This is a genomic window from Sorangium sp. So ce426 (assembly GCF_051475585.1).
In the GTDB taxonomy this organism is placed as follows: domain Bacteria; phylum Myxococcota_A; class Polyangia; order Polyangiales; family Polyangiaceae; genus Sorangium; species Sorangium cellulosum_B.
Window position 1 is genome coordinate 12,012,494 of record NZ_CP150341.1, and the last position, 14,231, is coordinate 12,026,724.

8 protein-coding genes are annotated in these 14,231 nt (G+C 68.2%); 4 read left to right on the forward strand and 4 right to left on the reverse strand.

What is annotated here, in order from left to right:
• Positions 1-629: 629 nt before the first annotated feature.
• Genes WMF44_RS45165 through hsdR form a run of 3 tightly spaced genes read right to left on the reverse strand, consistent with a single transcriptional unit; the run spans position 630 to position 7,160 of the window.
• Positions 630-2,261 (reverse strand): hypothetical protein, encoded by a 1,632-nt coding sequence (locus WMF44_RS45165; RefSeq protein WP_437296230.1) that lies wholly within the window; start codon positions 2,259-2,261, stop codon positions 630-632.
• The gene (locus tag WMF44_RS45170) at positions 2,258-3,682 is read right to left on the reverse strand and encodes an N-6 DNA methylase (protein WP_437296231.1); all 1,425 of its coding nucleotides are present in this window, start codon (positions 3,680-3,682) and stop codon (positions 2,258-2,260) included. Before WMF44_RS45170 ends, WMF44_RS45165 begins: the two co-directional genes overlap by 4 nt.
• A gap of 25 nt (positions 3,683-3,707) precedes the next feature.
• Positions 3,708-7,160 (reverse strand): type I restriction-modification system endonuclease, encoded by a 3,453-nt coding sequence (gene hsdR, locus WMF44_RS45175; RefSeq protein ID WP_437296232.1) that lies wholly within the window; start codon positions 7,158-7,160, stop codon positions 3,708-3,710.
• A 235-nt stretch (positions 7,161-7,395) separates the two neighbouring features.
• On the opposite strand from hsdR, the gene WMF44_RS45180 reads away from it, so the two are divergent.
• On the forward strand, positions 7,396-8,487 hold the full coding sequence (locus WMF44_RS45180; protein ID WP_437296233.1) for a PEGA domain-containing protein: 1,092 nt from the start codon (positions 7,396-7,398) through the stop codon (positions 8,485-8,487).
• A 71-nt stretch (positions 8,488-8,558) separates the two neighbouring features.
• Here WMF44_RS45180 and WMF44_RS45185 read toward each other — a convergent pair whose 3' ends face one another.
• On the reverse strand, positions 8,559-10,283 hold the full coding sequence (locus WMF44_RS45185; RefSeq protein WP_437296234.1) for an ABC transporter substrate-binding protein: 1,725 nt from the start codon (positions 10,281-10,283) through the stop codon (positions 8,559-8,561).
• Between the two features lie 448 nt (positions 10,284-10,731).
• Here WMF44_RS45185 and WMF44_RS45190 point away from each other — a divergent pair, with 448 nt between their 5' ends.
• The 3 genes from WMF44_RS45190 (at position 10,732) to WMF44_RS45200 (ending at position 14,151) form a co-directional block, all read left to right on the forward strand.
• Positions 10,732-11,595 carry a hypothetical protein gene (locus tag WMF44_RS45190; protein ID WP_437296235.1) on the forward strand — a complete coding sequence of 288 codons (864 nt, stop codon included), beginning with the start codon at positions 10,732-10,734 and terminating at the stop codon, positions 11,593-11,595.
• Positions 11,596-11,826: 231 nt separating this feature from the next.
• Complete coding sequence (locus WMF44_RS45195) at positions 11,827-12,849, forward strand: hypothetical protein (protein WP_437296236.1); 1,023 nt, start codon at positions 11,827-11,829, stop codon at positions 12,847-12,849.
• A 48-nt stretch (positions 12,850-12,897) separates the two neighbouring features.
• Positions 12,898-14,151, forward strand: a complete 1,254-nt coding sequence (locus tag WMF44_RS45200) for a PP2C family protein-serine/threonine phosphatase (RefSeq protein WP_437296237.1) — start codon at positions 12,898-12,900, stop codon at positions 14,149-14,151.
• Positions 14,152-14,231 lie beyond the last annotated feature (80 nt).

Below are 14,231 nucleotides of genomic sequence, written 5' to 3' on the forward strand. Positions count from 1 at the left end.
AATCTTCGCGGCAGTAATCACAAAGACTCCTGTGGCCAATCGGACGCGTGCACCGCCGCCCCATGTCCCTGCATTTTTCGTACATCTCGGTACATTCGTGAACTGGCGTGCACCCTGCCATTAACGCGGACGAGTCGCTGCGCACGTCTTCGCTTCCGCCTTCGTCTTCTTCGCCGTTACTTGGGAAATCTCCCGCCCCTGCGGATTCTGTCGGGTATCCAGCACCCGCGCTTCCCGGCTCCACTGTGTCGCAAGTGTAGGACAAATCGCATGCCGACACGAGCATCGCTGCGAGCCCGCCGCACGACACGAGCGCGCTCGCCTTCTTCAAGCCGTCTCCCCTGTTTTCCTCCGCTTTCCGGATGCGCGCACCGTTCTCCCACTGGAAGGCGACGTCAACAGGTTGTCTACATCACGACTATGTTAATGCTATAGTGCGTACGAATCTGGTGCGGTCGGCCGCATGTCGCGCGCGGGCTACTTGCTGGCCATTGCGAAGGCTGAGCGCTCCCGGTCGCGGCGGTAACGGTGGGTCCATTCGGCAGGCGAGGCTGCCAGATGCCTCTCACTGCGCCCGCTGCCAGGGGGAGGAGTACGGCCGCCGGTAGTGCGGCACCGGGAACTGCTTGCTACCCTCGAGAACGCGCCGGCGCTTGGCTTCGGCGGCTTGCATGGGGTTTCCTTCCTGGAACCGTGGGGTCGGATGGGGCTGGGGGCGGAGATGCAGCGGTGCGGCGGCGGCCGACGCCGTTGGTGGTCTTGCCGTTCTGCTCACGCTCGGCGCGGAGGCGCTCGAGGACGACGGAGGCGGGCTCGTCGTTCGAATCCTGGGGGACGAGCTCGCCGCGGAAGGCTTTGGCGAGGATGGCGCGGTCGAGCAGATCTTGTGCTGCGCGAGCCGGATGTACAGCCGTTTCAACCTTTTGCGTCCACAGTTGCAGAGAGCGAACACGCTCTACAACCACGTCCATCTCGCCGCGCGGCCCGACTGGAACCGCGCACTTCCTCAGCGTATCGATATTCAGCGTTTTTCGAGCGACTTCTCTAGCGTCGAGGTTCAGCCGGTGCTGCATTGTTGTGGAGGAGAGCCACGACGCAAGCCATCCGGCCGGAACAGCATCGGCCACGATACGGGCAACGGCACGTGCGATATTGGCACCTGCAGTATCAGGAGGCGCCACGGCCACGCGGCCAATCGTGCCCACTACTGAAACTAAGACCTCTCCTCCCTGGAGACGTGACCGGCTATATTCTGCATCGACGGTCGCGTTGATAGTCCGAAGCTGACTCGTCAGAACTGTCCCACTTTCCAGATCACAGACTCTGACCAGCGGTACGCCACGTTCATCCTCATCACCTGGTTGGACAACGCCGTAGCAGATGGGCCGCTCGCAACTGCTCACCTCATCGATGCTCGTCCAGCACCACCCCTCCGGCAGCTCCAGTAGCTCGCTCGCATCCACCGCCGCGGGTTCCTCGTACTTCTCCTTCCACCGGTCGTCCCCCGGCACCTTCCCCTTCGCCCGCATCTTGACGAGCTCCGCCTCCTCCCACCGCCGCCGCCGCTCGGCGCGGATCCGCTTGAGCAGCTCCTCGGCCGGCTCCACGTCGGGGTTCTTCTCCCGCCAGTCTGCCGTGAGATCGCCGCGGAAGGCGGCTGCGAGCACGGACTGGCGGAAGCGCTCGAGGAGCGCGGGGATGGCGTCGAGTGCTTCCTTGGCGCGGCGGTTGCGGGAAGTAAGCTCGTCGAGCTTGTTGACAATGCGATGCTGCTCGGCGAGGGGAGCCAATCGCAGCACCCAATTAGATATGCGGTCGGCGCCCAGATGGTTGATTCCGATGCCCTTGCCCGCATCGGCGAATCGGCCTGACCGAGCATCGTTCAAGAAGTGATAATATAGATATTCCGGCAGGGGCATTTGCGAGCGAATGCGAATGAGAGTATTCTGGAAGCAGGCGCCATCGATTTCTCCGCGCCAGATAGCGGGCTTGCCTACTTCGCTCGCACTGCCCGACGCCTCACTCAGCAGCACATCGCCTGGATGTAGGCGATATGTCTCGAATTCTCGCGGTTCGAAGTTCATCTTCTTAATATCGGAGAGTTCGAGACCATTCCAGGTGACATTGGCTGCGCGGAGATAGGGTCTAAGGTAATCGCCCGCCACTTTGTCCGGTGAGCGCTGCCTGCCGAGTCGGACTTCGGAAACATGGCTCGCGATCACGGAGATCCAGCCCGGAGGGAGATCATCGCTGTAACTCACGCATCCTCCCCTAGCGCCGCCTGGAGCGCCTGGATCTCAGCCGTCGCGATCCGCAGCTTTTCAAGCATCTCCGCCGCGATCTCCTCCGGCTCCGGCAGGTCGGCTGCCCCATGCACGCTTTCGTCCTTGAGCCAGCTTATGTCGAGGTTATCCCCCCGACCCTTGATCTCCTCCCGGGTAAACTTCCGGAAGCGCCCCTCCTCCCCCTGATCCTTCCGCCGGCTCTTCCCGTACGGATCGCTCCCGAACGCCTTCTCGAACTCCGTGAAGTGCTCCTGCCCGAGCGGCGTCCGCTTCCCGAACGAGGGCATGTTCGCCCGCAGGTCATAGACCCATACGGCCTTGGTGTTCCCCTTGTCCTTCCGCTCCTCCCCGCGCGTGAAGAACAGCACGTTGGTCTTCACCCCTTGCGCGTAGAAGATCCCCGTCGGCAGCCGCAGGATCGTGTGCAGATCGCACTTGTCCATCAAATCTGCCCGGATCTGCGCCCCGGTGTTCTCCTCGAAGAGCACGTTGTCGGGCAGCACCACCGCGGCCCGCCCGCCCGGCTTCAGCCCGCGGTAGATGTGCTGCAAGAACGCGAGCTGCTTGTTCGACGTCGGGTACGTGAAGTCCTTCCGCGACGGCAGCCCGCCCCCCTTCTTCGTCCCGAAGGGTGGGTTCGTCAGGATCACATCCGCAGGCGCCAGCCGCTCGCCGTCGGACGCGAGCGTGTCCCCGCGCACCAGGTTCGCCTCGATGCCGTGCAGCATCAGGTTCATCAGCGCCAGCCGGTGCGCGTCCTCCACCAGCTCGATCCCGTAGAACGCCTTCTTCTTCTGAAAATCCTGCTCGCGCTGGCTCAGCTCATAGATCTTGTCATCCGCCCTGATGAACCGATCCGCCGCGATCAGGAACCCCGCCGTCCCCGCTGCCGGATCCTGCACCAGCTCCCCCGCCTTGGGCTGGACCAGCCGCACCATGCAGTCGATGAGCGGCCGCGGCGTGAAGTATTGCCCGGCGCCCGATTTCTTCTCGCTCGCGTTCCGCTCGAGCAGGTCCTCGTACATGTTGCCGAGTCCCTCCTCGCGCGCCGAGTACCAGTCGAGCCGCTCGATCTCCTTCACCAGCGTCTCGAGGTTCTTCGGCTGTTTGATCGACGTCTTGGCGTTGACGAAGATCGCCTGCACGCGCCCTGACGCCTCGGTGCCCAGGTGGAGCAGCGTGGCGCGGTAGAAGTTGAGCAGCCCGACACCCTCTTTCGCAGCGAGGTCGTCCCAGCGGTACCCCTTGGGCAGCTCCTTCTCCGTGCCCGTCTCCTTCGCCATCTTGAGGAAGAGCAGGTACGTCAGCTCGGTGAGGTATTCGTGGTAGGTGATGCCGTCGTCCCGCAGGACGTGGCACAGATCCCAGAGCTTGCGGACGATGTCAGCGGTCGTCATGGTCGGCGCTTTCCACCTACCACAGTCAGCCGGCCGCCTTCTCCCAGATCGCCTCCTTCAGGTCGCCCAGCACCTGCTCGAGCTGCCCGTCGAAGATCTTGTCGATCCGCTGGAAGCCGCCGTCGGCCTGGAACTGCCCGCGATCGAGCGCCGCCCGGTCCACGACCTCGTCCGCCTTGATCTGCTTGCCGATGCGCTCGAGCCACTTTCGCTGCACGCTCGTCCACGCGCGGCTCTGGCCGATCTTCGCCACCGCCCGGTCCACCCGCTCGCCATAAGGCACGAGCGGATCGCCGAGCGACGCGCGCCGGATGAAGCCCATGACGGAGGCGGCGATGTCGGCGTTCGTCTTGTACCGCCACGCGGCCCGCAGCCCCGCCTCGCTGTAGCCGGCCCCGTCGAGCGCGAGCTTGAGCTCCCGGAGCTGCTCGCGGGTGAGGTCGCGCGGCCGCTGCGTGACCAGCATCAGCGCCGGGAGCGCGTTGCCGTGGTCGCGAAGATAGGCCGCGAAGCCTTCCAGGTAATCGTCCGGCCGCGCCACCTTGCCGTGACCAGGCCCCACCTCGATCACCCGGTCGACGTGCTCCGAGACGATCATCGGCCGGCCAGCCTCGCTCTTCCTGTCGAGGAACGAGACGAGATACCCGTGCTGGGCGAAGAACTCCGCCGCAGCCTCCGGCGTCCCCGCCTTGAGCAGGCGCGCGACCTCGGCCGGCGACATCCCTGCGAGGTTCTCGAACCGGGACAGGTTATCCCCCTTGAGCACCTGCCGCTTGCGCTGGAGCTTGGCGATGAGCTGCTCGAGCACCGCCGCCCGCGCCTCGGCGTCCTTCACCGTCCGGAGCTCGCCCACGAGCGCCTCGAACGAGAAGCTCACGTCGTTCACCACCGGCGTCATCGAGGTGAGGCGCTCGAAGTTCTCGTACAGCGCCACCGCGTCGAAGATGCGGAAGCTCGCCTTGTCGATCTGCGGGCACAGGCGCGTGGCCCGGCCGAGCATCTGCTCGTACAGGATGCGGCTCTTGACCTGCCGCAGAAAGACGAGGTTGCAGATCGCCGGGACATCGACGCCGGTGGTCAGGAGATCCACGGTGACGACCACGTTGGGGAGGCGCTCGTTCTTGAAGTGCCGGATGAGCTGGAGCGGGCGATCGACGCTGGGGTGGCCGGTGATCTTGGCCACCGTCCCCTCGTCGACGCTGCCATAGTGAGCGGCGAACGCCGCCTCCAGGAACCTGACGACCAGATCGGCGTGAGCGTCGTTGACGCAGAAGATAAGGGTCTTCCCGGGGAGCGTGGGGTCGATGTGCCTGGCGAGCTCGGCGCACACGACCTCGTTGAAGCTCTCGGTGATGACCTTGCTGTTGAATCCGTCGATGTCGATCTTCACCTCGTCCTTGACGTCGACGAGCTCCACGGCGGCGGTGCGCGGGTCGATGCGCCGCATCTGCTCGCCCTTCTTCCAGATCATCCCCTTCCTCGCGAGCTCGGTGACGATGGACACCGGCGGCTCGTGGTCGACGAGGCAACCGTCGATCACCGCCTCACGGTACGAGTAGAGGAAGACCGGCTTGCCGAAGATCTCCGCCGTGTGCGCCGCGGGCGTGGCCGTGAGGCCGATCTTCACCGCGTCGAAGTGATCGAGGACGCGCCGGTACCTGGAGACGTAGTCGTCCAGGCTGCGGAAGCTCAGCTCGACGTCGCTCATCTCCTGGTCGAGCGTGTACCCGCGATGACACTCGTCGACGACGATGCAGTCGTACTGGTCGACCGGCGGCACGTCGCTCTTCTCCTTGTCGCCCTCCTCCTTTGGCGAGAGGACGCGCTTGACCATGCCCTGGATGGTCGCGACATGCAGCTTGGTGCCCGCGTCGGGCCGCACGTCGTCGAGACCCTTGATGTTGTAGATCTCCGCGAACGTCTGCAGGTTCTCGAGCCGCGCGTCCTTGAGCGCGTCCACCGTCTGCTCCCCGAGCGCGCTCCGGTCGACGAGGAAGAGCACGCGCCGGAACCGCTGGGCCTTGATCAGCCGGTAGACGAGCCCGATGGCGGTGCGCGTCTTCCCCGTCCCCGTGGCCATCGCCACGAGGCACGCCCGCTGCCCGCTCTCGATCGCCGCCTCCACGGCCCGGATGGCGCTGATCTGGTAGTCGCGCAGATCGAGGTAGCCCGTGGGCTCACTCCCCAGCTTGGCGTGGGCGGCGTCGATGTCCTGCTTGAAGAGCGCGACGAGCCCCTCCGGCGTGTACCAGCCCTGGAGCGGGCGCGTGAGGTGGGCTGGCCGCCGCGCGTCGCGGAACCAGATACCGCTCTTGGTCTCGAGCTGCTTGAGATACGCCCGCCCGTTCGTGGCGAAGAGGAACGGCACCTTGTGCGCCCCTCCCCATGGACCACCCGCGAACCTGGCGTCGCCCTCCACCTGGAAGCCACGGCTATAACGCGTGGTCTGCTGCTTGAGCACGTTGGCCACGTCCACGCTCATCTTCTTGGCTTCGACGACGGCGAACGCCTCGAGCCCGACGAACAGCGCGTAGTCGACAGGGCCAGTCTCCGTCGGCCACTCGGCGATGGCGAGGTTCTTTCCCTTCTGCGGCCTCGTTCCCCGCCTGTAGTGGAGCTGCTCGGAGTCCGCTTCCCATCCGGCGTCGCGGAGCTGCTTGTCGATGAGCCGGCGGGTCGCGGCCTCGTCGAGGTGGATCGCCTGCGCTGCTTCCGCGGCGCGGTCGACGAAGGCTTGAACCTCCGCGGCGGGCGCCGCCGCGGCCTGGGCCTGGAGGGCGGCGAGCTCCGCGGCGAGCTGCGCGGCGAGCTGCGCCTTCTGGCGCTCGAAGGCCTCGACGTCCTTCGACCGCTTCTGCTCGGCCTCGGTGGCGAGCGCTTCCCAGAGCGCCCGGTCCTCGGCCTCCTTCCGGGCGCGCTCCTCGGCCGTGAGGCGCTTCCTTGCCTCCTCCTCGGCGGCGGCTCGGACGGCCTCGATGTCGACCTTGCTCCTGGCCAGCTCTCCGCGCAGCCGCTCGAGCTCGGCGGCGAGCGAGGCGTCTTCCTTCGCCGGATCCGGGGGCGGCACGAAGGGCCCAGGGTCGAACTTCCTGTTGTTCCCGAACGAGCGCTGGAACCAGACGGCGAGCTCGCGCGCCATCTTGAGCTGGTGAAGCGCCTCGTGATGGTCGCCGCGGAGCTCGTGGGTCGCCTTGTTTCCGGCGATGCGCAGGTCGTGGAAGAGCTGCCGTGTCGTCGCGTCGAGCGCGCCCCGGTCGCGGAGGCGGCCGATCAGCGTGGCCTGGTTGTCTTCGGGCGAGATGTAGAGCCCGAGGCGCGCGGCGGCGCGCTGAGCGAGGATCTCGCCGAACTGCCGCAGCTTCACCAGGCAGGTGTTCGGGTCCTCGGCGAAGTAGCGCTCCGCCTGCGTCCCGAGCACGACGAGGCGCGGGTCGTGGTGGGCGAGAAACGCGAAGTTGGGCGAGGCGGCAGGGGGCATGGATCGAGCTCGCGCGTGGGTGGGGGGGACCGTTCCATGGAACACCAGCCCGGGGTGCGGATGGAAGTGGAACGACCCGCCGTGCCGGGCGGTATCGCGCGAGGAGCAGACGTTCAGGTGCGCGCGCGGTCGACGGGCACGTCGAGACGACGTCAAATCGTCGTGAAAACGCATGCAGCGGCGCGGGCGCGCGCCGTTGCCGGGCTGGGGACGTCGTTGATAAGGTGGGCTATCCATGACGCGCTTGCGCTTGCGGTCGGTCCTGTTGCGGTGCTGCCTTCTCGGCGCGTTGACCAGCGCCACGGCGCCCTCGCGCGCGGCGCCGCCGCCCGGAGGGGCGCCGCCGGCGGCCGCGGCGCTGCGCCAGCAGGCGCGGATCTCCTTCTTCGGGCGGCGGTGGGCGGACGCCGAGGCGCGCTTCGAGGCCGCCCTGGCGGCGCCCGACGCCGCGGGGATGACCGAGGCGCAGCTGGCCGAGGTCCTCGGGTATCTCGGGCTCTCCGAGCTGGAGCAGGGCAAGCACCGGGAGGCCGCCGAGCACCTGGGGGAGAGCCTCGAGCACGACGCCGCCCTGAAGGAGGCGCTCGTCCGCCGGTTCACGAGCGCCTTCAACAAGGCGCTGGAGCACGTCGGAAGGATCTACGTGGCTGCCGCCCCGCCCGACGCCGAGGTCCTCCTGGACGGGGAGCCGATCGGCACAGGGGCCACGGTCCTCGAGCTGTTCGTCGATCCGGGGAAACACACGGTCCTGGCCCGGCTGTCGGGGTACGAGGAGCTCTCGCAGCGGGTCGAGATCGCCGCTGGGGGCACGGTCGGCGCGGCGCTGACGCTCTCTCGCGTGGCCCCGCCGCCCCCGCCCGCCCCCGAGCCGAGCGCCAAGAAGAGCGAACCGGTCGCGCCGGCCGCGGCCCCGCCTGGGCCCTGGACGTCGTGGCCGGGAACACTGCGGATCGCGGGGATCGCCGTCACGACGGCCGCCATCTCCTCGGGGACCGTCTTCATGCTCCGGGCGAACGTCCTCGATGGAGACATCGATGAGCGCGGCGACGGCCTCGACCGCGATCCAGCATGGACCTCCGACGCGTGCCGCCAGGTGCCGCAGCCCTCCGCATGCCCCGAGCTCCACCGCTTGCGCGTCCAGCGCGACACGTCCCGCGCCCTCGGGGCCGCCCTTGTCGCGACGGGGGTCGTCGCTGGCGCTGCGACCGTTGTGTCCTTCTTCGCGGGCTCCTCGTCCCCGCGAGCGAATGCGGCGCCGGCCGCCCTCCGTGTCTTGCCGGTGACGACGGCCCAGCAGATCGGCGTTGTGGCGCTCGGGGCGTGGTGAGCCCGCCACCCATGACGGGGATCACCGTCGGCGCGGCCTTCGCGGTGTCCCCCGCGGAGGCCCGCGGCGCGTCACTTCGGCCTGATCTCCGTGAGGACGAGCAGGTACTCCGGCGGGTTGTTCGGCGACAGCTTGGCGTACGGGTTCTCCTTGGTGGGGAAGCCGGTGAAGCGCTTCGTGCTGTACTCGCCCCAGGACGGGTTCTTGAAGAGCGGGATCACCGGCGCGTTCTGCGCGTAGAGCACCTGCACCTCGTCGAGGATGCGCTTCTGCTCCGCTGACTCCGTCGCCGCCTCGAACTGCTGGAACAGCTTGTCGGCCTCCTTGTCGCCGTAGCGGTGCCAGTTGCGCGCGCTCGCCTCGCCGACGGGCTTCACGAGCTCCGCGGACATGAGATCTCGGTAGTAGTTGTAGGGCGTCGGCTCGACGGTGGTCCACCCCATCGACATGTCGAACGTGCCCTTCTGGAGCGCCTCGAAGAACGCGCTGAAATCGTACGCCTTGAGCGAGGCGTCGATGCCGAGCTGCTTGAGGTTCTGCGTCATGATCTGGACCGCGCGGACCCAGTCGGACCAGCCGGTGACGACGTTGATCTCGAAGCGCATGGGCTTGCCGTCCTTCACCCGGATCCCGTCCGGGCCCGGCGCGTACCCGGCCTCGTCGAGCAGCTTCTTCGCCCTCTCCACGTCGAGCTTCACCCAGTCGCCCGCCGCCACGGCCTTCGGGTTGCGCCAGCGCTCGTAGGAGTCGTCGAGCCCCGTCGCGTCCGCCGGCTGGGTGTAGTCGTTGGACGCGATCTTCACGATCTGCGCCCGATCGATGCCCATGCTGATCGCCTTGCGCACACGCACGTCGTCGAACGGCTTCTTCGTGCTGTTCGGGTAGAGCGTGGCCATGCCGCCGACGAGCGGGAACCAGTAATGGTGGTTCGCCGGGTCCTTGGCGACATAGACCTTCTCGATCTCGGGGACGAACGCGCCCGCCCAGTCGACCTCGCCGTTGATGATCGCCAAATTGACCTGGTCGTTGCCCGGATACGCCGGGAAGCGCAGCCCATCGACGGCCGGCTTCCCCTTCTGCCAGTAGTTCGGGTTCCTCCCGAGCTCGTAGACCTGGTTCTGGAAGGTCTTGATCTCGGTGAACGGCCCCGTCGCCACGGGGTTCTCGTTCGCGTACGTGACCGGATCGGCGACGTCCTTCCATTTGTGCTCCGGCACGATCGGCTGGTGGCCGATGTAGCTGAGCCCCGGGACGTACGGCCGCTTCAACGCGAACTCCACCGTCGTGTCGTCCGTCGCCTTCACGGACTCGACGAACTTCCACACCCCCGAGAGGTCGAGCGCGGCGTGCTTCTTCAGGAGCTCGAACGTGAACACGACGTCCTTCGCCGAGAATGCTTGTCCATCCGACCACTGGACGCCGGAGCGGGTCGTGAAGGTGAGCCTCTTGTTGCCGTCGCTCCACGCGTATTTCGTGGCGAGCCACGGCGTGTACTCGCCCTTCATCGTGTTGAAGATGAGCATCGGCTCGTAGATGCCGGCGAGCGTCGGGAATCGCACGCTCCCCTCGGCGAGCAGGGGGTTGAAGCTCCGCACCCAGGAAGCCTGCTGCTCCCTCGAGATCGTGACCATCGAAGCGCCCTTCGCCGCAGGCGTCGACGCGGACGCGGCCGACCCCTCCGGCGCGCCACGCGCCGCCTCGGCTTTCTCCTTGGAAGAACAACCCGCGGCGGCGCCGGCGGAAAGCATCAGCGCCGATAGAAAGAAGATGCGACGCGACATAAGTCCAGTCTTCATGACAAGCCTCTCCGCGCGGGCGACGCCGGGTCCCCGCGACGCTCCATCCCCGTGACAGCGCGCGGCGCCGTCGCCCGGCAGACAGGGGACGACGGACGGCCGCGCGAGGTCCTCCATGCCGGGCTCGGCATGGCATGGAACACTTTACCGGTTAAGTCATGTGGGTGTCAACGCGCAGACGTGGCCTGGTCGAGCGGGTCGCGGGCCCGCGCGCGCCGGAGCCGGAGCCGGAGCCGGAGCCGGAGCCGGACAGCGACACGCGAGCAGGGGGCTCACCCGCGCGTGGTGCTCGCTGATTCCGGACCTCCTCCTTCATGCTTCATGTCGCAGAGGAGGCGCTGCTCGAAAGTTAACCATGTTGACAAACCATCGTTGAAAACGATAGAGGTCGTAGTGTTGTCCTGAACTTGAAATCGACTCACTTCCCCTCTGCCAAGGAGCTCCTCCCATGAGATCGAATCCGCTGATGAACAAGCCGTGGAGCGCTCATCTCGGCTCGGCGCTGGCGCTGATCGTCGCTCCCCTTTCGCTGGGCTGCGTGAGCGAGATGGGCGACGAGGGCGAGGGGACCCTGGACGAGGCCGTCGGGGAGGCCCAGGCGGCGATCGGCTGGTCGGGGTACAGCTGGGGATGCGGCGGGAGCTGCGACCTCAACCTGGGGACGGACGTCGACCGGACGTGCTTCCTCGCAGGCGTCTGGGGCAAGCTCGGGGCCAGCTCTCAGGCCTCGGTGCGCGTACAGCGGTCCGGCGGCGACTGGATCCTCGAGGTCGACGCCGCCAGCGGCCAGAACCTGGGCGCCAACGCCGTGTGCGTCAACACGGCGGAGAACAGGACGGGTCAATACACCTGGACCTGGGGACCGGGGGAGGGCCTGCCGACGAGCATGGGATTCGGCACGTCGTCACGGCGGTGCTTCCTCACGCAGGTGATCAGCGACGGCGCGTTCAGGTTCAACAACTGGATCACGGACTACGCGAAGGTGCGCAAGGACGCCTCGGGCGAATGGTTCCTCGAGGGCGTCAGCACCACGGGCGTGGATACCCCGGTGACGGCCACGGTGAAGGCCATCTGCGTGGACGTGCCGCAAAACTACGGCGCATGGCAGTGGCTCGCCGGCAACAACCATCGCGTCGATCTTCTGGCGAGCAATTCGGTCGGCGGGGTGGCGTGCGGCATGACAGGGCTGGGCGGGCCCTTCACCTCGAACAACTGGACCGACGGCGTCTGGCTCGAGTACAATCCAACGACGCTCGACTGGGAGCAGCACACCGTCAACAACAAGACGGCCTGGTCTCAGTGCGTCCGGTGACCGGCACGGCGGCTTGACGGAGGAATGCCGTCCAGGGCCCGGAGCCGGCGCTCGGCGGCGCCGCCGGCTCCGCATGTGCGGTCGTCTGCGGGGGCGAGCGTCCCCCGCGCCTCCACGCCCACGCGGCGGCTCGGCGTCTTCACGGCACCTCTCGGACGCGCGCTGTGATGTAATGGGCCGTGTCCACCCCCGGGGCAGCGGCTGCCCAGGGGGATAACCCGCGGTGAGCCCTTGAGCGCTTCTCCTCCCAAAGCGACGATCGCCGTCCTCGAGCGGAACCGCGTCGTCGGCCAGCGCATCGCCCGCGCGATGTCCGCTGCCTCCGGCCTGCAGGACGTGCCCGTCGCCAGCGATCCCGCCGAGCTGCGCGCCCGGCTGTCCGAGCGGCCCCTCCTGCTCGGCTGCGACGCCGCCGATCTCGACCTCGCGCTCGAGTGGGCGGCCGAGCGATACCCTAGCATGCACCTGCTCGTGTGGACCTCGGGCAGCACCGACGCGATCCTCCACGCCGCCCTGAAGGAGCCCCGCCTCTCCAGCATCGTCGGCTGGCCGAGCTTCGCCTCCATGCCGCGGCCCTGGGAGATCGCCCTCGCCGTCCGCCGCATCCTCAAGCCGCTCGCCCTGCCGCCTCGGCTCTCCGACCTGCTCTCCTGGGGCGCCACCATCGTGAAATGGCGCCCCCGCACGAGCGACGACCGAGACCGCACCGTCGCCGAGGTCGCGCACTGGGCCGAGCGCTCCGGCGCCCCGGCGCGGGTCGCCGAGCGGATCGCCTCCCTCGCGCACGAGCTGCTCATGAACGCGATGTACGACGCGCCCGTCGACCGCCGCGGCCGGCCCCGCTACGCGCACGACAGGCGGCGTGACCTCGTGCTCGAGGAGAACGAGATCCCCACCCTGCGCCTCGGCACCGACGGCGCGTACCTCGCCCTCCAGGCCCACGATCCGTTCGGCGGCCTCCGGCGGCACCACGTCTTCGAGGGCATCACCCGCGGCCTGAGCGCCCGCGGCGCCGACTCGACGAGCGCCCCCGTGCTCGACACGTCGCGCGGCGGCGCCGGGCTCGGCATGCTCAAGATCTACGCGGCAGGCGCCGTGCTCGTCGTCGACGTCTCGCCCATGGCCTCGACCATGGTCACCTCCTTCTGGGACCTCGACGTCAACCCGCGGGAGTTCCGCTCGCTCCCGGCGTCCCTCCACTTCTTCGAGCGCTCCACGCCGGCGATCGAGACGCTGGAGCGGACCGGGTGGTGACGCCCGCGCGCGGCGCAAGAGGACGGCGAGCCGGCCGAGGCGGGCGCCATGGCTGAGATCGATCCGCTCCTCGCGCGGCAGCTCCGGCGCCTCGGGATCGAGGACCTCGACGCGCCGCCCGACAAGGAGACCTGGCACAAGGTGGTCGCGCGCATCAGCGAGCACTACCGCCACGTCGCCGACGATCGGAGCCTGCTCACCCGCTCGCTCGACCTCTCCACGAACGAGATGGGCGCGCTGCACCGGCAGCTCCTGGCCGAGCGGGACCGCCTGCGCAGCGTCGTCGTGGCCATCGGGGACGCGCTGACCATCTTCCACGACGCCGCGAGCTCGCAGGTCGAGCCGTCGCGGCCGATCGAGGTCGGCTCGACGATCTCCACGGCCAAGCGGCGCTTCGCGTCGAAGCTCGGCGAGCTCTTCTCCCTGAGCGGCGCGGCGCCCGGCGGCGCGGCCCAGGACGCCGCGGGCGCGAGCGGCTCGGACGAGGCGATCAACGAGGTCCGCGTGCAGCTGGTCGCGCTCGGGGACCGGCTGGTGCAGCTGCTCTACGACACGGCGGAGAAGGCGTCGCTGAAGAAGCAGCTCGAGGTCGCGCGCGCCGTCCAGCAGATGCTCGTGCCGAGCGAAAACGTCATCGAGCGGCCCTCGCTGCGGCTCGCCAGCCACTTCCAGCCCGCGGCGGAGTGCGGCGGCGACTGGTGGACGTTCCACGATCTGCCGGACGGCAGGCTGCTCACCGTCGTCGGCGACGTGACAGGGCACGGCATCTCGTCCGCGATCATCACGGGGGCGGCGAAGGCCGCCTGCGACGTCGTGCGCACGTTCGCGCGCGAGGCGATCGGCCCGGCGCAGCTGCTGCGGGTCATGAACTGCTCGATCTTCGAGGCAGGGCAGCAGAAGTTCCTGATGACGTGCGCGGCGTGCATCTTCGACCCCGCAGCCGGCTCGATGACCCTCGCGAACGCCGGGCACCCGTTCCCCTACCTGGTCAGGAACAACGCGCTCCGGCAGCTCGCCGCGCAGGGCGAGCCGCTCGGGGCGGCGAGCTCGGCCGAGTACACGTCGAGCACCATCGCCCTGGAGGGCGGCGACGCGCTGCTCTGGTTCACCGACGGCGTGACCGAGTGCGAGAACGAGTCGAGCGAGCAGTTCACCGAGAAGCGGCTGCGATCGCTCTTCCAGAGCGTGGCCGCCTGCCCGCCCGAGGAGGCGAGGGACGCGATCGTCGAGGCGGTGTCCAGGTTCCGCGGCGAGCGCTCCTTCGACGACGACGTGACGCTCGTCGTGGCCCGCGTGTCGTGAGGGCTTCGTAGGGGCCAGGGGCGTGCGAGCGAGCTCGACCGTCGCGTCATGGCGCCCGGCTCACCACGTCCCGACGCCCG